The sequence below is a fragment of the Mycobacterium sp. genome (assembly GCF_039583785.1).
In the GTDB taxonomy this organism is placed as follows: Bacteria; Actinomycetota; Actinomycetes; order Mycobacteriales; family Mycobacteriaceae; genus Mycobacterium.
In genome coordinates this window covers 20,549-41,016 of record NZ_JAVKSG010000012.1, presented here as the reverse complement: position 1 = coordinate 41,016, position 20,468 = coordinate 20,549, and the positions used below count along the sequence as shown (strand labels likewise).

Genomic DNA, 20,468 nt, shown 5'->3' with positions numbered 1-20,468 from the left:
ACGCTGGCTTCACGTTCGGCGTCTCGACCAGGACTAGCCGATCGCGGCGCCGACCAGATGACCGATCAGATAGGTAACCGCCAAGGCCAGGCCGCCGCCGACGAAATTGCGCAGCACCGCACGATGTTTCGGCGCTCCACCCAGGCCCGCCGACACCGCTCCGGTGATCACCAGGGCAAGTAGCACCGCGGCGACGGTGATCGGGATCCGCAGCGCAATCGGCGCGGCCAGGATCGCGATCAGCGGCAGCAGCGCGCCCACGCTAAACGCCAACGCCGACGCCAATGCTGCCTGCCACGGGTTGGTCAGCTCGTCGGGATCGAACCCGAGCTCGACCTCAGCGTGCGCGACCAGCGGGTCATGGTCGGTGAGCTCCTCGGCGACGGTCCATGCCGTCGCCGCCGACAATCCTTTGGCTTCATAGAGCGCCGCGAGTTCTTCGAGTTCGGCGCGGGGATCCGCACGAAGCTCCTGGCGTTCCTGCCGCAGCAGCGCCTGTTCGGTGTCGCGTTGGGCGCTGACCGAGACGTATTCGCCGAGCGCCATCGACACTGCGCCCGCGGCCAACCCGGCGATTCCGGCCGTCATGATCGGGCCGCGCGCCACCGTCGCCGCAGCCACACCGACGACGATGCCCGCCGTCGAGACGATCCCGTCGTTGGCGCCCAACACCCCCGCCCGAAGCCAATTCAGCCGCGCGGATACCGAACCCTGATGCGGCTCGTGCGGCTGGGACACGGGACGAAACCTTAGGGCAGTCTGGCCCCTCGGCGCCAGGAAACATAGCCTTGCCGAACCGCCGCACAGCAAACGAGTACCGTCGCCGTGTGAGCGGCAGTCGGCTTCACGAAGCGGGCCGGACCGATCGCGGTCTTTCGAGTAGATGGGAATCAACAGCGTTGAGCGACAATCCTTTTCACCCCGACCAGTGGAAGCCGGTCGACGGGTTCGCCGAGTTGACCGACATCACTTATCACCGCCACGTCACCGACGCGACCGTGCGGGTGGCGTTCGATCGGCCCGAGGTGCGCAATGCGTTCCGCCCGCACACGGTCGACGAGCTCTACCGGGTGCTCGATCACGCCCGGATGTCGCCGGATGTCGGGGTGGTGCTGCTGACCGGAAACGGCCCGTCGCCGAAAGACGGCGGCTGGGCGTTCTGCTCCGGCGGCGATCAGCGCATCCGTGGCCGCAGCGGCTACCAGTATGCAAGCGGGGACACCGTCGACACCGTCGACGCCGCACGGGCCGGCCGGCTGCACATCCTCGAGGTGCAGCGGCTGATCCGGTTCATGCCCAAGGTGGTGATCTGCCTGGTCAACGGCTGGGCTGCGGGCGGCGGGCACAGCCTGCACGTGGTCTGCGACCTCACCCTGGCCAGCCGCGAGCAGGCCCGGTTCAAGCAGACCGACGCCGACGTCGGCAGCTTCGACGGCGGTTACGGCAGCGCGTACCTGGCCCGACAGGTCGGCCAGAAATTCGCCCGCGAGATCTTCTTCCTGGGCCGGCCCTACACCGCCGAGCAGATGCATCAGATGGGCGCGGTCAACGCCGTCGTAGACCACGCCGAGCTGGAGTCCGAGGCGATCCAGTGGGCCGCCGAGATCAACGCGAAATCACCTCAGGCGCAACGGATGCTGAAGTATGCGTTCAACCTGCTCGACGATGGGCTGGTGGGTCAGCAACTGTTCGCCGGGGAGGCCACCCGGCTGGCGTACATGACCGACGAGGCGGTCGAGGGCCGCGACGCGTTCCTACAGAAGCGGCCGCCCGACTGGACCCCGTTCCCGCGCTACTTCTGACGCTAGTTCCGCTGAACGTGAAGTTGGCGTCACGCTCGAGCCAAGACGCGGCACCTAAGCTTCTGCCTTGTGAGTAAAAACCCGCTTCGCTTCCTGGCCGAGCAGATCACGCTGGCCACCATGCGCCCGCCACTGGCCGCACGCCTGCTGTCCCGGCCCAATGCGGCCCGCATCGACCTCACCGGCAAGCGCGTCGTGCTCACCGGGGCCTCGTCCGGGATCGGCGAGTGCGCCGCCGAGCAGTTCGCCCGCCGCGGCGCCACCGTGGTCGCGGTGGCCCGCCGCCAGGAACTGCTCGACGAGGTCGTCGGCCGGATCACCGCCGGCGGCGGCGACGCGATCGCAATCCGGTGCGATCTGTCCGACCTGGACGCGGTCGACGCGCTGGTCGCCGACGTCGAGGAGCGCCTCGGTGGAGTGGACATCCTGATCAACAACGCCGGCCGGTCGATCCGACGGCCGCTGGCCGAGTCGCTGGAGCGCTGGCACGACGTCGAGCGGACCATGGTGCTCAACTACTACTCGCCGTTGCGCCTGATCCGCGGCATCGCGCCCGGGATGCTGGAGCGCGGCGACGGGCACATCATCAACGTCGCGACCTGGGGCGTGTTCAGCGAGCCGTCGCCACTGTTCGCCGTCTACAACGCCTCGAAAGCCGCGCTGTCAGCGGTCAGCCGGGTAATCGAAACCGAGTGGGCGACCAAGGGTGTGCACTCGACCACGCTGTATTACCCGCTGGTGGCCACCCCGATGATCGCGCCGACCAAGGAATACCGGGGCTTGCCGGCGCTGACCTCCGAAGAGGCGGCGGGCTGGATGATCGACGCGGCGCGCACCCGCCCGGTCCGGATCGCGCCACGGATGGCGATCGCCGCGCAGGCCATCGACACCGTCATGCCGGGATTCACGACCACGGCGGTACGGCGGCAGCGCCTTCAACCCGGCTAAGCCCGGCGTGATAGACACGACGGCATGGAGATTCTCGCCAGCCGGATGCTGTTCCGGCCGGTGGACTATCAGCGTTCGCTGACCTTCTACCGCGATCAGATCGGGTTGGCGATCTTCCGCGACTACGGCGCGGGCACCGTCTTCTTTGCCGGCCAGTCACTGATCGAACTGGCCGACCACGGCGCGCCGGACCACCGCGCGGCAGACTTCCCCGGCGCGCTGTGGCTCCAGGTTCGCGACATTGCCGCCACACAAGCCGAACTGGCGAGCCGAGGTGTACAGATAGCCCGCGAGGCCCGCCGCGAACCATGGGGGCTACACGAAATGCATGTCGTCGATCCCGACGGTGTTCTGCTGATCTTCGTCCAGATCCCCCCCGAGCATCCGCTGCGCCGTGACACCCGCGGTTAACGCCGCGAACTACCAGGTTAAGCGCAGACGCACATCTGACGACCACTGCGAATCGCGTTGGCACCACGACGCCGTTCTTTCGACAACGACGCCCCACCTACCCCAGAATTAGGCCCGTGCCCCTTCAGCTGTTCCTCCTCATCATCGTGGTGATCACCGCACTCGCCTTCGATTTCACGAACGGCTTCCACGACACCGCCAACGCCATGGCCACCTCGATCGCGAGTGGAGCACTCAAGCCGAAGACCGCGGTGACGCTCTCGGCCGTGCTGAATCTCCTGGGAGCATTCCTGTCCACCGCGGTCGCGGGAACCATCGCGAAGAATCTGGTCGACGCTCACCTGGTCAAACCCGATTTGATCTTCGCCGGGCTGGTCGGCGGGATCGTCTGGAACCTGCTGACCTGGCTGCTGGGCATCCCGTCGAGCTCGTCGCACGCCTTGGTGGGCGGCATCATCGGCGCGATGATCGCCGCGGTCGGCGGGCACGGGGTGATCTGGACCGGCGTGGTGTCGCTGGTGCTGATCCCGGCCCTGGTCTCGGTCACGCTGGCCGGAGTCGTCGGCGCGGTCGGCACCCGGCTGGTCTACCTGTTCAACCGCGGCGTCCCCGAAGAGCGCACCGAAGCCGCCTTCCGGCGCGGGCAGATTTTCTCGGCGTCGCTGGTCTCGCTGGCACACGGCACCAACGACGCGCAGAAGACGATGGGGGTGATCTTCCTGGCGCTGATCTCCTACGGCGCAGCCAGCCGGACGGACCACGTACCCCCGTTCTGGGTGATCCTGGCCTGCGCCTGCGCCATGGCTATCGGGACGTACACCGGCGGCTGGCGGATCATCCGCACCATGGGCAAGGGCATTGTCGAGATCAAGTCGCCGCAGGGCATGGCCGCCGAATCCTCCTCGGCCGTCATCATTTTACTGTCGGCTCAGATCGGCTACGCGCTGTCCACCACGCAGGTGGTCACCGGCTCGGTGCTCGGCAGCGGGGTCGGTAAGCCCGGTGCCGAGGTGCGCTGGAGCGTCGCCGGCCGGATGGCCGCCGCCTGGCTGATCACCCTGCCGTCCGCCGGCCTGGTCGGCGCCGTCACCTACTTCGTGGTGCACGGGATCGGTGGCTACCCCGGTGCGGTCATCGGCTTCCTCATGCTGCTGGCGACGTCGACGGCGATCTACCGGCAGTCGCGCAAGACCAAGGTCGATCACACCAACGTCAACGCCGAGTGGAAGGGCGACCTGACCGCCGGTCTCGACGAGGATCGCCACCCGGGCCTCGCCGGCGCCTCGTCCGGCACCGCTGCAGACATCGAGAGCAAGAAAGCGGACACGCTGTGAGCCACTGGTTCAACTACCAAGCCGCACTGAAGATCATGCTCTTCGGCCTGCTGCTCGGCAGTGGACTGCCCGCGCTGTTCGCGCTCGCCGTGAAGTTGGGTGCTGCGGGCGCCGGCATCCAGGGCTCCGACGGCGCGGCCGTCGCCCGCAAGAACCCGGCACTCACCGCCGTCAGCTACGCGCTGTACGCGCTGGCGCTGGCCGCGGTCGTCGTCGGCGTGCTGTACATCGCGCGCGAGGCCATCGGGGCGTGGACGGGCGTTTACGTTTTGGGGGCCAGGCCCAAGTAGTATCGGAAGCTTGTTCCGAAGTCAGGCATACCGGCCGTCCGGCGAGGACAGCGGATAGCCGTCCTGCGCGCATTCGCCGTGGCGCAGGGCGCCTCGGCCGGCCCGCTGTCGGCGGCGCTGGCGCAGGTGTTGCACGGCGAGTCACCCGCATTCGTCCCGATCGGCGCCGACACCGGCCGCTCGGCGCTGGAAGCTCTTCGGGTAGACGACGTCATCGACGACGACGTGGCGCTGGTGGCGACCACGTCCGGCAGCACCGGAACACCCAAGGGCGCATTGCTGACCGCCGCCGCACTGACCGCCAGCGCGGTGGCCACCCACCAGCGGCTGGGCGGGCCGGGCCGGTGGCTGCTGGCCCTGCCGTCGTACCACATCGCCGGTATCCAGGTGCTGGTCCGCAGCCTGCTGGCCGGCACCACACCCGTCGAGCTGGACGTCTCGACTGGCTTCGATGTCAGCCAATTGCCCTCTGCCGTCGACAAACTCGGCTCGGGTCGACGATATACCTCGCTGGTCGCCACCCAACTGGCCAAGGCGCTGGCCGATCCCGCCGCCAGTGCCGCGCTGGCCGAGTTGGACGCGGTGCTGATCGGCGGCGGCCCGGCCTCGCGGCCGGTCCTCGATGCGGCCGCGGGCGCCGGCGTCAACGTGGTTCGCACCTATGGGATGAGCGAGACCGCCGGCGGCTGCGTGTACGACGGCCTACCACTCGACGGCGTCGCGTTGCGCATCGACGACGGTCGGATCGTGATCGGCGGTCCGATTCTGGCCAAGGGCTACCGGAATCCACCTGACCCCGACCCGTTCGCCGAGGCCGGCTGGTTTCGCACTGACGACCTAGGCGTCGTTGACGATTCAGGCGGGCTCCACGTGCTGGGCCGCATCGACGACGCGATCAGCACCGGCGGTTTGACGGTGTTGCCGCAACCCGTCGAGGCGGCGTTGCGGACCCACCCCGCGGTGGCCGACTGCGCGGTGTTCGGGGTGGCCGACGAGCGACTGGGCCAGCGGGTGGTGGCCGCCGTCGTCGTGGCCGCCGCGGCGGCGACACCCTCGCTCGACGAGCTGCGGGCCCACGTGATGCGGACCCTGGACCACACGGCCGCGCCGCGCGAACTGCACATCATGGCCGCGTTGCCATTGCGCGGCATCGGCAAAGTCGACCGGCCGGCGCTGGTGCGTCTGGCAGGAAAGTGCCTGCCGTAGCGATGCGTCTGCGCATCACGAGTCACACTGGATGACATAATGCCCTGGTGAACCGGCCCGACGTCGTGCAGTGCCCGCCGTCGATCCGGCCTTCGAGCGATGGACGAGACAATGCAGCGCCACATCATTGTCAGCGGTGACGATGCGCTGGCGACCACGATCGTCGACGAGCTGAAAAATGCCGGGGTGCGGGTGGTCCGGCTGGCCAGTGCCGATCAGTCCGAGGCCGGCGTCGCCCGCGAACTCGTCTTGGCCGACGTCGCTGCGGCGATGGCTGTCGTCTGCGCCGGCAACGACGACGCGGTGAACCTCGAAATCGCTTTGCTCGCAAGGAAAGCCAACGCAGGCGTGCGCGTCGTGTCGCGGGTGGCCAACGACGTGCTGCGCGAAGCCGTCGCCGCCGACAACGGGCCCGGCGCGATCCTCGACGTCGCCGACCTCGCCGCGCCCGCGGTGGTCGAGGCCTGCCTGTCGCAGGCCACCCACGACTTCGACGCCGCCGGGATGAAGTTCGTCGTCTCGGGCAAGGCCGCCTCCCGCGAGGCCACACTGCGTGAACTCTATGGCGACCTCGCCCCGGTGGCGGTCATCCACAGTGACGACTCACCCGACCCCGGCGAGGTCGAGATCTGCCCCGGCCGCGATCAGCGGGTGCGTGCCGGTGACTGGACGATGATGATCGGTACCGCCGAAGAGTTGGCCGCCCAGGGCATCAAGACCCCCAAGCCGGCTGGATCGCGCTCCCGCCGCAACGTGTTCCGGCGAGTGGTTGACGGCGTTCGCGGCTTGGTCAACGACTTCAACCCGACGTTCTATCCGGTCGTGGCCGCGACGCTGACGATGCTGGTCACCGCCGTCTTCGTGCTGCGGTTCGGCTATAAACCCCCGCCCAGGATGGGCTGGGTCGACGCCTTCTACTTCACCGTCGAAACGATGACCACCACCGGGTACGGCGACTTCAGCTTCGTCAACCAGCCCACCTGGCTGCGTACCTTCTCGACGTTGTTGATGTTCAGCGGCGTCACCACCACCGCCTTGCTGGTCGCGTTCGTTGCCGACGTATTGCTTTCGCGGCGTTTCGTTTTCGCGTCCGCACAGCCCAGGATACGGCATCTGCGCAACCACATCGTCGTGGTCGGGCTCAGTGGGCTGGGCATGCGGGTGGTCCAGGATCTGACCAGTGCGGGATACGACGTCGCGGTCATCGAGCGAGACGAGGAGAACCGCTTCCTGTCCGCGGTGCGCGACCTCGACGTGCCGGTCATCTTCGGCGACGGCACCCTGCACCAGACGCTACAGTCCGCCCGGGTCGACCGCGCCCGAGCCGTGGCGGTGCTGACCCGCGACGACATCATCAACATCGAGACCGGCATCGTGCTGTCCGAGATGCTCGGCAAGAAGACCGCGACCCGGGAAAATTGGACCGACATTCCTCTGGTGCTGCGGGTTTACGACCGAACGCTGGGTTTCGCGGTGGCGCAGCGGTTCGGTTTCGAAAACGTCCGCTCCACCGTCGAGCTGGCGGTGCCGTATTTCATCGGCGCCGCGATCGGCCTGCAGGTACTGGGCACCTTCTCGGTGGGCCAGAGTTCGTTCGTGGTCGGCGGAATGCAGGTGGCCGCCGGCAGCGAGCTGGACGGGCTGCGGATGTTCGAGCTGTCCACCCAGACCCGGGTTATCGCGATCGTGACGTCCAACGGGCTGCTCAAGCTGCACCCGCGCCGCGACGCCCGGCTGCACGCCGACGACACCGTGTATCTGGTCGGCCCCTATCGCGAGTTGATCGACACGCTGCGTCGGGGCCGGCCGCCGCGCGAGCCCGGCACCGACGAGGGCCGCCAGCCGACAACCAAAGCCAGCTGAGCGCTCACGTCCGGTCGAACGGCAGCGGCATCCCGGTGTGCGACAGACACTCGGTACAGGTGTGCTCGGCGCCGACCCGGCTGACCGCTTCGCGGACGAGTTGCTTGAACGGCTCGATGTTCTTGGCGAAGACACCGACCACGTCGTCAAGTTTCACGCCCTCGCCCGTCTCGACCCCGGCGTCCAGATCGGTCACCAAAGCGATTGCCGAATAACAGATTTCGAGTTCGCGGGCCAGCACGGCCTCCGGATAGCCGGTCATGTTGACCAGGGCGAAGCCCGCGGCGGCGAACCACCGGCTCTCCGCGCGGGTGGAAAACCGCGGCCCCTCGATGACGACCATGGTGCCGCCGTCGACGACCTCCGGCAGGCCGGTGACCGCCGCGCGCAACGTCGGGCAGTACGGGTCGGCGAAGGCCACGTGGCCGGCGCCGGAGTCGAAGTAGGTGTCGGCACGACGACGGGTGCGGTCGACCAGTTGGTCGGGCACCACGACCGCGCCCGGGCCGTGGTCGGTGGTCAGGCTGCCGACCGCGCACGGCGCGAAGATCTGCCGGACGCCCAGCGCGCGCAGCGCCCACATATTCGCGCGATACGGCACCTTGTGCGCGGGATAGCGGTGGTCGACGCCGTGGCGGGGCAGGAAGGCCACCTCGTGCTCCCCGATCGAGCCGACGGTGACGGGGCCGCTGGGCTCACCGAACGGCGTGTCCAGGCTGACGCTGCGGGCCGCCGAGTCGAAAAAGCTGTAGAAGCCGCTGCCGCCTATCACGCCGATCATCTACCGCCGCTCCTCCTGCCCTCTTCGGGTCGCACTGCCCAGCCTTTCGTCGCCGGCGGGCACCCATGCATTGTCGGGTATCGGCATGGAACGATCACACGGTGGCCAGTCTTGCGCAGTGGATCGCCGGTGCGCGACCACGAACCCTCCCCAACGCTGTCGCCCCGGTGATAGCCGGTACCGGCGCCGCCGCTTGGCTGCTCGCCGCGGTCTGGTGGAAGGCACTGCTGGCGTTGGCCGTCGCGGTGGCCCTGATCATCGGGGTCAACTTCGCCAACGACTACTCCGACGGCGTCCGCGGCACCGACGACAACCGGGTCGGCCCGCTGCGGCTGGTCGGTTCGCGGCTGGCCGCACCGCGGTCGGTGCTCGCGGTGGCGCTGGCCAGCTTGGCGGTCGGCGCGGTGGCCGGGTTGGCGCTCGCACTGACCAGCGCGCCCTGGCTGGTCGGGGTCGGAGCGTTGTGTATCGCCGGGGCCTGGCTGTACACCGGCGGCTCCAGGCCGTACGGCTACGCGGGCTTCGGCGAAGTCGCGGTGTTCGTGTTCTTCGGGCTGGTCGCGGTGCTCGGCACCCAGTACACCCAGGCATTGCGGGTCGACTGGGTCGGCGTGGTGCTGGCCGTGGCGACGGGCGCGTTGTCGACGGCGGTGTTGGTGGCCAACAACTTACGAGACATCCCGACCGACGCCGAGTCCGGCAAGATCACGCTGGCAGTTCGGCTGGGCGACAAGGGAACACGCATCTTCTACCAGGCCCTGCTGGCCGGTGCCGCAGTGCTGACCCTGGCGCTGACCGCGGCCACGCCGTGGTGCGCGCTGGGCCTGCTGGCCACCCCGTTGGCGGTGCGGGCCGCCAAGCCCGTTCGCACCGGGCAGATCGGACCCGCCTTGGTCCCGGTGCTGCGCGACACCGGGTGGGTGATGCTGGTCTGGTCGATCGCGGTGGCCGCCGCGTTGACGCTGACGGCCTAGACACTGATTGACTCAGCCGGACGAGCCGGGCGGCTCCGCGCCCCGCAACCGGGCCCGCAACTGTTCGCGGTCGTGACGGCGGCGCTCCGTGGCTTCTTCGAGGCCGGCGGTGGCCCGCCGACGCAGCGGGGCGAACAGCCACATACCCAGCGGCATGGCAATGACCAACGCGAACAGCAGCGCGACGATGATCGGAAACTCGCGCACCCCGAGCGCTCGACCGATTTCGTAGATCACCGCGGTGAGTGCGGCCACCAACGCCAACCGCCCGACGACGTACAGCAACACCCCGGCGACCGCGCGGCCGGCCGAGCTCTTTCGGTTTGACACACTGCGAGCCTAGGTCGCCGCGTATATTCGCCACCAAGGAGGTGTTGCGTGCTGTACCTGCTCTTGATCGTCATTCTCGGATCGTTGGTCTACGTGGGTGTGCGGCTGGCTCGTGCTCAGCACAACCGCCCGAAGAGCCGCGTCATCGGACCCGACGACGATCCGGATTTCTTGTGGCGGTTGAACCACGGCGACGACAACCCGCGCTGACTAGATGAAGTGCTCGTTGGACCGACGCTGATCGCCCGGAAAGCCGTCGGCGACAACGGCTGCCAGTTCGATGAGCGCTTCGCGGGTATCCCGCCTCAGCATGTCGAGGTCGATTTCGGCGCCTTCTTCGAGGTGCGGGTCGAACGGCACCAAACGCACTGCGCGACAACGCCTGGAGAAGTGGTCCACCACTTTCTGCATGTCGACCTTGCCCGACCGTGGCCGCACCGCGTTGATCACCGCGATCGAATTGCTGACCAGGTCTTCGTGGCCGTGCGCATCGAGCCAGTCCAGGGTCGCCGACGCACTGCGGGCCCCATCGATCGAACCCGAGCTGACTACGACCAGTGCGTCGGCCTTCTCCAACACCGCCGCCATCGCGGAGTGCAAAAGCCCGGTGCCACAGTCGGTGAGCACCAGACCGTAGAACCGCTCGAGGATCTCCAGCGTCTTCGCGTAGTCGTCGGCGCTGAACGCCTCCGACATAGCCGGATCGCTGTCTGACGCAAGCACTTCCAGCCTGCTGCGACCCTGCGAGGTGTAGCTGCGGACGTCGCTGTAGCGCTCGATGCCCTCGGCGTCACGCAGCAGATGCCGCACGGTGGCCGGGGTTTCCAGCGGCACCTTCTGGCTCAACGTGCCGCGGTCGGGGTTGGCATCCACGGCCACCACCCGGTCGCCGCGGATCGAGGCGAACGTCGCGCCCAGCGTTGCGGTGATGGTGGTTTTGCCGACGCCGCCCTTCAGCGACAGCATCGCGATCCGGTAGCACCCGCGCAGCGGTCGGTTCACCTGGACGGTGAGGTCGTTGTAGCGGATCGTGCGCGGGCTCTCGCCGACGTTGATCAACTGACCCGACAAGCGATACAGCAATCGGCGCCAGCCCTCCGTTGGCGCGGGCTTGACCTGACGTAGCAGGGTGCTGGTGGACAGCTCCGGGTATCGCGACGGCGAAAGGTTCGGCTGTGAAACTCTCGCATCGACGGGCGGTCCGCCGTAGTTGCCGTAGACGCGGCGCGGGGCATCCGGGGATTCCACGACGCGGGGCAGGCCCTGATACGGAGTCTCCGCCCACGCGCGGGGTTCCGGCCGCGGTGCGTTCTGGGTCGCGCTTTCAGCGAACCGGCGCTCGGTGCGGAATCCGGTGAACGCCCGGGTCGCCGGCTCAGCGACCGGTGGTCCGGTGAACGCCCGGGTCGCCGGCTCAGCGCCCGGTGGCGGCGGCGACTGCGGCGGCGACTCCGATGCCGGATGGTCTTCGCGGCGGCCCGCGTTCGCGTCGTGCGTCGGATGGTCAGACACGTGATCCATTATCCCCTCGTTGCGGCACTCCGGTCGCTAGTTGTCGAACAGTGCTATGGGTCGAACATATCGCAACGCCGCCAGAAGCCGCTGAGCTGCGCTTATCCGACTCCCGCGTAGGAGTGCAGGCCTACGGTGACAAGGTTGACGAAGAACAGGTTGAACACCATGGCCGCGAAGCCGACCACGTTGATCCAGGCCGCTTTCCGGTCCCGCCAGCCGGCCGTCGACCGGGCGTGCAGATACGCCGCGTAGATCACCCAGGCGATGAACGCCACCGTCTCCTTGGGGTCCCAACCCCAGTACCGGCCCCACGCCTCCTCGGCCCAGATCGCCCCGAAAATCACGCCGAAGCCGAAGACCGGAAACCCGAAGATCGTGGTCCGGTACGCGATCCGATCCAGCGTCTGGGCATCGGGCAGACGCTGCGCCAGCTGGGCAAACTTGCCTTCGGCGCCCGGTTCGGCCAGCCGGGAGGTACGCAGCAGGAACAGGATGCTGGCCACGCCGGCGACCATGAACACCCCCGAACCGAGGCTGACCACCGACACATGGATCGGTAGCCAATACGACTGCAGCGCGGGCATCACCGGGGCGGCGTTGGTGTAGAGCCAACGTCCGGACACGGTCAGCAAAATCAGCACCGGCAGCAGCAGGAAGACCCACAGCGGGCGGTATTGCGGGCGACGCAGCACGATGGCGCCGGCGACCAGCGCGCAGAAGCAGGTCAGGTTGATGAACTCGTACATGTTGCCCCACGGCACCCGCTGGGTGGCCAGACCGCGTAGCACGATGCAGCCGAACAACAGCCCGATTCCGGCGTAGACCAGCAACAGCCCGGCCCGCCCGACGCGTTCATCGACCGGGCGGCGCGGGGCGTCGGTCACCACGCCGGGGGTCGCGCTGTCGGCACCCACGCCGACCAGTTCGCGGTCGGCCTTGCGGCTGCGGGTGTAGGCGAGTTCGACGGCCAGCAGCACCAGCGCGACGACCATGATGACCACCGCCGACGTGAACGCCCAGTCGGAGTTGCGCGCCAAGCCGAGGTGGATGTGGGATGTGTTCATCGACGCCATTCCTCCATCCCGGCTACGCCGGCATCATCGTCGTCGGCGCTGCGAGCCCCTCTTCGAGACGCGCGACAAGCCGCTCGAACTCGTCGCCCCAGCCAGCGTTGTCGGTCCGCGCCAAACCGCCTACCTCGATGTTCACCGTACCCGGCGTCGTCGTCTGCAGCCGAATCCAGACCCGTCGCCGCCGCACCAGCAGCGACAGGATCAGCCCGGCCATCATCGCCATCGCCGACACCAGCACCCAGATCTGCCCGGGGTCATGGGAGACCTGCAGGTTGACGAACGGCACCGCGCCGTCGAAGCGCACGACGGTGCCGGCCGCGGGGCCCCGATCGATGCGCACCTGCTGGCCGACACGCAGGTTGACGCGCTTGACCCGGGTGATCCGGTGCTCGTCGATGAGGCGCGGATCGAGGTTGTACAGCGACTGCGGCCGGCCGCTGTCCAATCCGGCGTCGCCGGAGTAGATGTCGACGGCGACCGCGGGGGCGATCAGCGCCGGGAAGCTCGACGAGAGCAGGGTGCCCTCGAGTTGCTCGGTCGGTGCCAGCAATCCGGTGATGGCGATCTGATGCCGGCGGCGCTCGGCGGCGTTGGGATACGTCCCGGCGGGCGGGTCGATGCGCGCGACGCCGGAGGACAGCAGCGTCCGCGGGTTGTCGGGCCGCCATTGCACCGTCGAAGTGCGGACCTGTCCGTCCGGGAAGACGACGCTGAACGTCGGCGCGTAGCCGTGGCCCTGCAGGTACACCCGGTCGCCGCCGACCCGCAGCGGATGGTTGACCTCGAGCCGGTAGGGCCGCCAACTGCCGCCGGCGAGGTCGCGGCCGGACTGGTAGTCGATGTCGGCGGCGAACGACGTCGCCTGTCCCGACGGCAGATACTTGGCTTTGAAGTCGTTGACGCGTAGGCAGATTGGATGCAGCGAGGTTCCGTCGACGGTATTACCGGCGCGAAACGAGTCGAACGCCGCAGGCGAGGCCGAGCAGAACCCCGGTCCCCCGTCGGCGATGACGACCACGTTGCCTTCGTAGCCGAACAGCTTGCCGACGGCGACTGCGACCAGCAGGCCCAGCAGCGAGAAATGGAAGACCAGGTTGCCGAATTCGCGTAGATAGCCCTTCTCGGCGGAGATCTCTTTTGCGTCGCCGCGGCGGACCGTGGTGCGCCAGCCGCGCAACCGCTCGGCCATGATGGTCGCGACATCATCGACGTCACCGGTGACGGTGGCGACCGCGTGCTTGGGCAGCCGGGTCAGGTTGCGGGGTGCCGGCACCGGGGTCGCGCGCATGCTGCGGGCGTGCTCGACGATCCGCGGGGTCAGACAGCCCAGCAGCGAGATGAACAGCAGCGTGTAGATCGCGGTGAACCAGAAGCTGCCAAACACGTTGAACGCCTGCAATTTATCCAGCAGCGGCCCGATCTCGGGGTGCGCGGCCAGGTAGTCGTCGACCTTGCCGGCGTTGAGGCTACGCTGCGGCAGCAACGCGCCGGGCATCGCGCCGAGCGCCAGCAGGAACAGCAACACCAGCGCGGTGCCCATCGACGTCAACGTCCGCCACGCGTTGCGGATTTTGTGCGCGAGCAGACGCAGAATCGCACCGCCGCGCCTTTTCGCGTGCGACTCTGCGTCTGCTCGCCATAAAACCGGCCGGCTCAAATCGGCAACCTCACATCCGAGACGAACCCGTCGCGCAGCCAGGAGACGAAGTCGTTCCATCCCCCGCTGACCAGGGCGACGCCGACCGCGATCAGCAGCACGCCGCCGAGGATCTGCAACGCCCGGGTGTGACGGCGCAGCCAGCCGAGACCCGCGACGGCCGATGCCGACCCAAAAGCCAACAGCACGAATGGGATTCCCAGGCCCAGGCAGTAGGCCATCACCAGCACGATGCCACGGGCCACGCTCGCGCCGTCGGTTGCCGACGCGACGGTGACGACACCGGCCAACGTCGGGCCCAGACACGGCGTCCAGCCCAGCGCGAACACCGCGCCCAGCAGTGGCGCGCCGGCCAGCGTGGACAACTGCCTCGGCGCGAACCGGAGCTGGCGTTGCAGCGCGGGGACGTAGCCCACGAACACCAGGCCCATCACGATCGTGATGATGCCGCCGACTCGTTGCAGCACAACCTGATTGGTGATCAGCGTGGTGGTCATGCCGAGGACGGCGACGGTGCCGAGTAGGAACACCAAGGTGAATCCGGCCACGAACAACGCCGCCGACCCGGCCACCCGCCACCGCGCATTCGGCGGAGCTTGGTCCGATTCGTCGACACCGACCACCGCAGCCAGATACGACAGATAGCCGGGCACCAGCGGCACCACACAGGGCGACGCGAACGACACCAGCCCGGCCAGCACCGACACCGCCAGCGCCAGCAAAAGTGGCCCGGCGGTGGCGGTTTCGGTGAAGCTCATTGCTCGGCCGCGATCCGCTGCACCACCGGCTGCAGATCGTCGGCGAGCAGCTCGCGCAGGAACACCGCGGCCACCCGGTGGCTGCGGTCCAGCACCAGCGTGGACGGGATGACCGAGGTCGGGTACTTGCCACCGAACGCGATCATCGTGCGCATCGCCGGGTCGTAGATCGACGGGTAGGTCACCTCGTGGTCTTTGACGAAATCCCGGGCGGCTTCCCGGTTGTTGTCGCGGACGTCGACGCCCAGCATGGCCACCCCGTTGGCACGGGTGGCTGCGTACACCTGTTGCAGCGCGGAGGCTTCCGCGCGGCACGGCCCGCACCACTGACCCCAGACGTTGACGACCACGACCTTGCCCGCGAAGTCGTCGACGGAGACGGTGCGCGCCGGGTCCATCAAGTCCGGGCCGGCGATCGGGCCGGGCTTGCCACGGTGGCTGGGTGGGTCGTAGAAGATGTCGGTTCTGCCTCCGGGCGAGACGAATTCGAACGTGCCGCCCTGCGCGACGGCGTCGTCGCCGGTGGAGCAGCCGACCAACAGAGCGGCCACTGCGACGGCGACGAACACCAGCTTGGTCAACTGAGCGTCGGCTCCATGTACTGCACGTCGACCAGTCGATCGCCGTGGTAGATCAGCGACGTCACCGAACCCACCGCGCACTCGCGGCGGCGCGGGTCGTGCCAGAGCCGTCTACCGGTGACCGACAGCCGGCCCGTCCACACCGGCAGCTGATGGCTGACGCAGACGGCCTCGTGGCCGTCGGCCCGGGCGCGCGCCTTGTCGATCGCGGTCGTCATGCGCGCGGCGATCTGCTTGTACGGCTCGCCCCACGACGGGGTGAACGGGTTGCGCAGTTGCCACCAGAACCGCGGGTCGCGCCAGGCGCCGTCGCCGGGGCCGACCCGCCTGCCCTCGAAGAAGTTGGCCGACTCGATCAGGTCGGAGTCGGTGTCGACCGTGAGATTGTGCCGGGCGGCGATCGGCGCGGCAGTCTCCTGGGCACGCTGCAGCGGCGAGGCGATGACGGCGACGATGTCGCGGCCGGCCAGCGCGTCGGCCGCGGCTTGCGCCTGTCGGTTTCCCTTGTCGGACAGGCGGAATCCGGGCAGCCGCCCGTACAACACGCCGTCGGGATTGTGCACCTCGCCGTGCCGGATCAGGTGGATTCGGGTCTGTTCGGCCATCAGGGCTTGGCCTCCTCGGCAGTGGCTTGTGCCGCCCTCCGCGCCGCCAGGGGCAGTACTTCGGCGATTCGGGCGAACGCAGCGTCGTCGAGCGCCGCCGAGACGAACCAGGCCTCGAAGGCGCTGCAGGGCGGATACACACCGCCGTCGAGCAGCGCGTGGAAGAACGGCGCGAACCGCCATGTCTCGCTGTTGCGCGCCGAGGCGAAATCGTTGACCGGCGTGTCGCCGAAGAACACGCTGAACATATTGCCGGCCCGCGGAATCTGATGTGGCACGCCGGCTTCGGTCAATGCCAGCGACAGCAGACCGGCCAATCGGTCGGCGTTGGCGTCCAGCGCGGCGTACACCGCGTCGTCGGCGGCCCGCAGGGTGGCCAGCCCGGCGGCGACCGCGACCGGGTTACCGGACAGCGTGCCGGCCTGATACACCGGCCCCAGCGGGGCGAGCCGTTGCATCACCTCGGCGCGACCACCGAACGCGGCGGCAGGCAGGCCGCCGCTCATCACCTTGCCGAAGGTGAACAGGTCGGCGTCAACGGGATCAAGTCCGTACCAGCCACTTCGGCTGACCCGGAAGCCGGTCATCACCTCGTCGACGATCAACAGTGCGCCGTGGTCGGCGGTGATCTGCCGCAGCGCCGCGTTGTAGCCCGCCGCGGGCGGGACGACGCCCATATTGCCGGGACTGGCCTCGGTGATCACGGCCGCGATCTGCTCACCGACGTCCTCGAAGGTCTGCCGCACCGCGTCGATGTCGTTGTAGGGCAGCACAATCGTGTCGGCGGCCGTCGCGCCGGTGACCCCCGGCGAGGACGGCAGGCCCAGCGTCGCGACCCCGGAGCCGGCGTCGGCCAGCAGCGCGTCGACGTGGCCGTGGTAGCAGCCGGAGAACTTGACGATTTTGGCGCGGCCGGTGAACCCGCGGGCCAGTCGGACCGCGCTCATGGTGGCCTCGGTGCCGGAGTTGACCAATCGGATCAGATCCACCGGAGCCACCCGGTCGATGAGCTCGGCGGCCAGTTCGCTTTCGGCGGGCGTCGGCGCCCCGAACGACAGCCCACTACGCGCGGCCTTGGTGACAGCGTCGACGACCGACGGGTGGGCGTGGCCGAGGATCATCGGGCCCCACGAACAGACCAGGTCGATATAGCGGTTGCCGTCGGCGTCGGTGAGCCAGTAGCCGTTGGCCTCGGTGATGAAGCGAGGAGTGCCGCCGACCGCCTTGAACGCCCGGACCGGCGAATTCACCCCACCCGGAATGACCGCACTGGCAGCGTCGAACAGCTTCGCCGAGACCTCTGTATGCACGTCCTCCAGTGTCCCAGCCGCCAGGAGTGCGTCGACTACAGGGTGTAGTTGTTCAACCGGCTGTCACACCCGCCACACCGAAAAGGCGACCACCGGCGATATCAGCCGACGAACAGGCCGTCGCGTCGCGCCAGGCAGTCGAGCCGCCGTTCCTCGGCGACGATCGCGGCGGCCTTGGCCTCCATAGCGGCCCGCTCCAGCTCGCGACGGCAGAGGTCGGCGATGATGAGCTCGTTCATCCGGGTGCACCAGGCGACGACCGAGTCGTCGTCGCTGGCTTCGGCACCCGCCAGCAGCAGCGCGTGCAGTCCATCCAGCTCCGCGTTGTCGAGCGTCTGCAGCGGGCGGGGCGCGCTGCTGGCGCCGTCGAGGTGCACGCCGGTGGTCACTGCCACCAGCCGGACCAGAAGCGCGTCGGATACGGAGGTGGCCCACCGAGCCAGTCCCGGGTGGCGCGACCGCGACAACTGCGCGCAAACGCCGAGCAGCGTGGAGGTTGCCGCTCCGGGCAGATCGTCGACGGCGGGGTAGCGCATGTGCTCCTCCTCGTACTGGTGAAGAGGGATTCGGTACCGACCTGATCGCGGTTGGGTCGGGTCTCCGGTTGAGCTCGGCGGTGTCGTGGGAGTTGGATGACGGTATGCAACTACCGCAGCGGCTCGCCCGGTTCAACCGGCACGTGACCAACCCGATTCAGCGGATGTGGGCCGGCTGGGCCCCATCGTTCGGCATCCTCGAGCACGTCGGCCGCAAGTCCGGCAAGGCCTACCGCACCCCGTTGACGGTGTTCAACGCCGACGTCGACGGCACGCCCGGGGTGGCGATCCTGCTCACCTACGGCCCTGACCGCGACTGGCTGAAGAACCTCAACGCGGCCGGTGGCGGCAAGATGCAGCGCCACGGCAAGACGTTCAGCGTCAGCAACCCGCAAACCGTCAGCAAGCAAGAGGCGGCCGCTCACGTCGGGGGCGTGGCACACCGCGTCTTCGCCCGGTTGCCGTTCGAGCAGGCGGTACTGCTGACCAAGAATGGTTAATCAGCTCGGGCCGTGACGCGCATGCTAGCAGCACGATGGCGCCCGACGAGTTGAGCAGAAACACCGAACACCGTGTCCGGCGCGACTCCGGCCATGATGACGCAGTCCGAGCGACAGCAGCCACAGCGCTCATCGACAGTTCAGACCGAGGTCAGCACCGACCGGCCGGGCACCACGTGGACCACCGGGATCGGATACGCCGCGCGTACCTTGTCGACCATGCCGAGCCGCAGCCACGCCGAGCGCGCTTCGGCGATCACCAGTTGGTCGGGGCGGAAGCGTCGCACGGCGGCATCGAGGGCCCGCAGCGGCCGGTAGTCACCGAGCTCGCCGTCGGCGTTGAGTCCGGCGTCGCGCAGCACGGACAGCAGCGCGTCGAGTCGCTGGTGGGCGGCGGTGACCGTGGCGTCGAGGACGAACACCGGGCCGGTGCGTTCGGCCTGGCCGGTGTCCACCGGGTTGACCGGGACGCAGATGAAGTAGTCGGCGCGCTGTTGGGCGTCGACGCGGCGCAGCACGTCGAAAAGCTCACTCGTGGAGACGTTTTTGTTGGCCAACACCAGCACCCGGTTGGCTTTGCCGGTCGGCGACAAAGACCCAGCGGCCGGCTCGACCTTGCCCGATCCACGCCGCCAACGCGGCACGAAGTACAGCGCCAACACCACCACCCAGGACAGCATCCCCAAGCACAACTCCATCCGGGCGCCTGCGTCGAAGGCCATCAGCACCAGCACGCCGACCAGCGCGACCACAGTGAGCACCGACAGACCGGGGAACAACCACATCTTCACCCGCAGCCGCTCGGGCGGTGTGCGGCGACGCAGCACGATCTGCGACAGCGCAATCATCAGATACACCGAAAGAACAAGCGAACCAGATGATTTCAGCAGGACATTGAACACCGCCCCAGGGGCCACCCATGCCATCAGCACGCAGAGAAAGCCCACCACCGACGACAGGAGGATCGCGGTGTAGGGCACCCCGCGGGGGCCGACCTTGACCAATTTCATCGGCGCCTCGCCGCGTGCGGCCAGCACGAACAGCATCCGCGACGCCGTGTACAGACCCGAGTTCAGGCACGACAGCACCGCCGTCAGCACTACCGCGTTCATGATGTGTCCCGCGGCGGAAACCCCCATCTCACCCATTGCCGCGACGTACGGCGAGACACCTGGGCGCTCGGCATTCCACGGCACGATCACCGCGAGCAGGAACACCGAACCCAGGTAGAAGATGATGATCCGGACGACCACCGATCTGGTCGCTTTTGCCACCGCCAGTTGGGGGTTCGTGGTCTCGGCGGCCGCAATGGTAGCCACTTCGGCGCCGACCATCGCCGAGACGACGACCGGGATCGCACCGAAGACTTTGCCGATGCCGTTAGGAAAGAAACCGCCGTGCGCGGTGAGGTTGCTGAAGTCGATGCCGTGGTGTGGCCAGTAGCCGAGAGCGAACATCGAGCCGAGCGCCAGAAACGCCACGATCGCCGCGACTTTGATTCCGGCGAACCAGAATTCGAACTCGCCAAAGGCCGCAACCGAGAACAGGTTGGTCGCCGTCATCGCGATCATCAGGATTCCGGACAGCAGCCACAGCGGCGCGTCGATCCAATACGACAACACCGAGCCGCCGGCGATGGCCTCGAACCCGACCACCACGACCCAGAAATACCAGTACAGCCAGCCCACCGAGAATCCCGCCCAGGCGCCGAGGGCGTGCCGGGCGTAGTCGGCGAACGAGCCGGTCGAGGGGTTGGCGGTGGCCATCTCGCCGAGCATCCGCATCACCAGCACGATCAGGACGCCGCAGATCGCGTAGGTGATGAAGGCGCCGGGCCCCGTCTCGCCGATGATGACGCCGGACCCGACGAACAGGCCGGCGCCGATGACGCCGCCGAGCGCGATCATGTTGAGCTGCCGTTGGGAGAGCCCCCGGCGCAACGGGGTCGGGTGGCTCTCCGGCATTACGGGACGCTAACACCCACCCGCGGTGCC

21 protein-coding genes and 1 pseudogene are annotated in these 20,468 nt (G+C 68.2%); 10 read left to right on the top strand and 12 right to left on the bottom strand.

Annotated features, from left to right (window positions below):
* Positions 1-33: 33 nt before the first annotated feature.
* Entirely contained in the window at positions 34-738 is a 705-nt protein-coding gene (locus tag ABDV69_RS06830; RefSeq protein ID WP_343572774.1) for a VIT family protein, read from the bottom strand.
* Positions 739-899: 161 nt separating this feature from the next.
* On the opposite strand from ABDV69_RS06830, the gene ABDV69_RS06825 reads away from it, so the two are divergent.
* The 7 genes and pseudogenes from ABDV69_RS06825 to ABDV69_RS06795 all read left to right on the top strand — a co-directional run bounded on the left by ABDV69_RS06825 (position 900) and on the right by ABDV69_RS06795 (position 7,854).
* The gene (locus tag ABDV69_RS06825) at positions 900-1,802 is read left to right on the top strand and encodes a 1,4-dihydroxy-2-naphthoyl-CoA synthase (protein ID WP_343572773.1); all 903 of its coding nucleotides are present in this window, start codon (positions 900-902) and stop codon (positions 1,800-1,802) included.
* Between the two features lie 69 nt (positions 1,803-1,871).
* Positions 1,872-2,750 carry an SDR family oxidoreductase gene (locus ABDV69_RS06820; RefSeq protein WP_343572772.1) on the top strand — a complete coding sequence of 293 codons (879 nt, stop codon included), beginning with the start codon at positions 1,872-1,874 and terminating at the stop codon, positions 2,748-2,750.
* 24 nt (positions 2,751-2,774) lie between these two features.
* On the top strand, positions 2,775-3,161 hold the full coding sequence (locus ABDV69_RS06815) for a VOC family protein (RefSeq protein ID WP_343572771.1): 387 nt from the start codon (positions 2,775-2,777) through the stop codon (positions 3,159-3,161).
* A 116-nt stretch (positions 3,162-3,277) separates the two neighbouring features.
* A pseudogene (locus ABDV69_RS06810) lies at positions 3,278-4,414 on the top strand (inorganic phosphate transporter); the annotation flags it as partial.
* A 77-nt stretch (positions 4,415-4,491) separates the two neighbouring features.
* Positions 4,492-4,785, top strand: a complete 294-nt coding sequence (locus ABDV69_RS06805) for a hypothetical protein (protein WP_343572770.1) — start codon at positions 4,492-4,494, stop codon at positions 4,783-4,785.
* A gap of 126 nt (positions 4,786-4,911) precedes the next feature.
* Positions 4,912-5,991, top strand: a complete 1,080-nt coding sequence (menE, locus tag ABDV69_RS06800; protein ID WP_343572809.1) for an o-succinylbenzoate--CoA ligase — start codon at positions 4,912-4,914, stop codon at positions 5,989-5,991.
* A gap of 111 nt (positions 5,992-6,102) precedes the next feature.
* Entirely contained in the window at positions 6,103-7,854 is a 1,752-nt protein-coding gene (locus ABDV69_RS06795; RefSeq protein ID WP_343572808.1) for an NAD-binding protein, read from the top strand.
* Positions 7,855-7,858: 4 nt separating this feature from the next.
* Here ABDV69_RS06795 and ABDV69_RS06790 read toward each other — a convergent pair whose 3' ends face one another.
* Entirely contained in the window at positions 7,859-8,635 is a 777-nt protein-coding gene (locus ABDV69_RS06790) for an S-methyl-5'-thioadenosine phosphorylase (protein ID WP_343572769.1), read from the bottom strand.
* Positions 8,636-8,736: 101 nt separating this feature from the next.
* Here ABDV69_RS06790 and ABDV69_RS06785 point away from each other — a divergent pair, with 101 nt between their 5' ends.
* A complete protein-coding gene (locus tag ABDV69_RS06785) occupies positions 8,737-9,609 on the top strand; it encodes a 1,4-dihydroxy-2-naphthoate polyprenyltransferase (protein WP_343572768.1) in 873 nt (290 codons plus the stop codon).
* 12 nt (positions 9,610-9,621) lie between these two features.
* Here the strand turns inward: ABDV69_RS06785 and ABDV69_RS06780 are convergent, their stop codons facing one another.
* The gene (locus ABDV69_RS06780; protein ID WP_343572767.1) at positions 9,622-9,939 is read right to left on the bottom strand and encodes a DUF4229 domain-containing protein; all 318 of its coding nucleotides are present in this window, start codon (positions 9,937-9,939) and stop codon (positions 9,622-9,624) included.
* A gap of 48 nt (positions 9,940-9,987) precedes the next feature.
* Between ABDV69_RS06780 and ABDV69_RS06775 the strand changes: the two genes are divergently transcribed.
* Entirely contained in the window at positions 9,988-10,149 is a 162-nt protein-coding gene (locus tag ABDV69_RS06775) for a hypothetical protein (protein ID WP_343572766.1), read from the top strand.
* Here ABDV69_RS06775 and ABDV69_RS06770 read toward each other — a convergent pair whose 3' ends face one another.
* From ABDV69_RS06770 to ABDV69_RS06735, 8 genes are all read right to left on the bottom strand, one after another.
* Positions 10,150-11,451, bottom strand: a complete 1,302-nt coding sequence (locus tag ABDV69_RS06770; protein WP_343572765.1) for a MinD/ParA family protein — start codon at positions 11,449-11,451, stop codon at positions 10,150-10,152.
* Between the two features lie 101 nt (positions 11,452-11,552).
* A complete protein-coding gene (ccsB, locus tag ABDV69_RS06765) occupies positions 11,553-12,518 on the bottom strand; it encodes a c-type cytochrome biogenesis protein CcsB (RefSeq protein ID WP_343572764.1) in 966 nt (321 codons plus the stop codon).
* Positions 12,519-12,540: 22 nt separating this feature from the next.
* Positions 12,541-14,067 (bottom strand): cytochrome c biogenesis protein ResB, encoded by a 1,527-nt coding sequence (locus ABDV69_RS06760; RefSeq protein ID WP_343572807.1) that lies wholly within the window; start codon positions 14,065-14,067, stop codon positions 12,541-12,543.
* 113 nt (positions 14,068-14,180) lie between these two features.
* Complete coding sequence (locus ABDV69_RS06755; protein WP_343572763.1) at positions 14,181-14,942, bottom strand: cytochrome c biogenesis CcdA family protein; 762 nt, start codon at positions 14,940-14,942, stop codon at positions 14,181-14,183.
* A complete protein-coding gene (locus ABDV69_RS06750) occupies positions 14,939-15,523 on the bottom strand; it encodes a TlpA disulfide reductase family protein (protein WP_343572762.1) in 585 nt (194 codons plus the stop codon). The genes ABDV69_RS06755 and ABDV69_RS06750 overlap by 4 nt, the downstream gene beginning before the upstream one ends.
* The gene (locus ABDV69_RS06745; protein ID WP_343572761.1) at positions 15,520-16,128 is read right to left on the bottom strand and encodes a histidine phosphatase family protein; all 609 of its coding nucleotides are present in this window, start codon (positions 16,126-16,128) and stop codon (positions 15,520-15,522) included. Before ABDV69_RS06745 ends, ABDV69_RS06750 begins: the two co-directional genes overlap by 4 nt.
* On the bottom strand, positions 16,128-17,438 hold the full coding sequence (gene hemL, locus ABDV69_RS06740; RefSeq protein ID WP_343572759.1) for a glutamate-1-semialdehyde 2,1-aminomutase: 1,311 nt from the start codon (positions 17,436-17,438) through the stop codon (positions 16,128-16,130). The genes ABDV69_RS06745 and hemL overlap by 1 nt, the downstream gene beginning before the upstream one ends.
* A gap of 101 nt (positions 17,439-17,539) precedes the next feature.
* Complete coding sequence (locus ABDV69_RS06735) at positions 17,540-17,974, bottom strand: hypothetical protein (RefSeq protein WP_343572758.1); 435 nt, start codon at positions 17,972-17,974, stop codon at positions 17,540-17,542.
* 104 nt (positions 17,975-18,078) lie between these two features.
* Here ABDV69_RS06735 and ABDV69_RS06730 point away from each other — a divergent pair, with 104 nt between their 5' ends.
* Complete coding sequence (locus ABDV69_RS06730; RefSeq protein WP_343572806.1) at positions 18,079-18,474, top strand: nitroreductase family deazaflavin-dependent oxidoreductase; 396 nt, start codon at positions 18,079-18,081, stop codon at positions 18,472-18,474.
* Between the two features lie 140 nt (positions 18,475-18,614).
* On the opposite strand, the gene ABDV69_RS06725 is transcribed toward ABDV69_RS06730, so the two are convergent.
* Positions 18,615-20,438: an amino acid permease gene (locus ABDV69_RS06725; RefSeq protein WP_343572757.1), complete on the bottom strand. Its 1,824-nt coding sequence runs from the start codon at positions 20,436-20,438 to the stop codon at positions 18,615-18,617.
* Between the last annotated feature and the right edge of the window lie 30 nt (positions 20,439-20,468).

Bases quoted from the DNA above. Each gene is read 5' to 3' on its own strand.
- ABDV69_RS06815 (WP_343572771.1), top strand. From the start codon at position 2,775: ATGGAGATTCTCGCCAGCCGGATGCTGTTCCGGCCGGTGGACTATCAG.
- ABDV69_RS06795 (WP_343572808.1), top strand. From the start codon at position 6,103: ATGCAGCGCCACATCATTGTCAGCGGTGACGATGCGCTGGCGACCACG.
- ABDV69_RS06790 (WP_343572769.1), bottom strand. From the start codon at position 8,635: ATGATCGGCGTGATAGGCGGCAGCGGCTTCTACAGCTTTTTCGACTCG.
- ccsB (WP_343572764.1), bottom strand. From the start codon at position 12,518: ATGAACACATCCCACATCCACCTCGGCTTGGCGCGCAACTCCGACTGG.
- ABDV69_RS06760 (WP_343572807.1), bottom strand. From the start codon at position 14,067: ATGGGCACCGCGCTGGTGTTGCTGTTCCTGCTGGCGCTCGGCGCGATG.
- ABDV69_RS06755 (WP_343572763.1), bottom strand. From the start codon at position 14,942: ATGAGCTTCACCGAAACCGCCACCGCCGGGCCACTTTTGCTGGCGCTG.
- ABDV69_RS06745 (WP_343572761.1), bottom strand. From the start codon at position 16,128: ATGGCCGAACAGACCCGAATCCACCTGATCCGGCACGGCGAGGTGCAC.
- ABDV69_RS06735 (WP_343572758.1), bottom strand. From the start codon at position 17,974: ATGCGCTACCCCGCCGTCGACGATCTGCCCGGAGCGGCAACCTCCACG.
- ABDV69_RS06730 (WP_343572806.1), top strand. From the start codon at position 18,079: ATGCAACTACCGCAGCGGCTCGCCCGGTTCAACCGGCACGTGACCAAC.
- ABDV69_RS06725 (WP_343572757.1), bottom strand. From the start codon at position 20,438: ATGCCGGAGAGCCACCCGACCCCGTTGCGCCGGGGGCTCTCCCAACGG.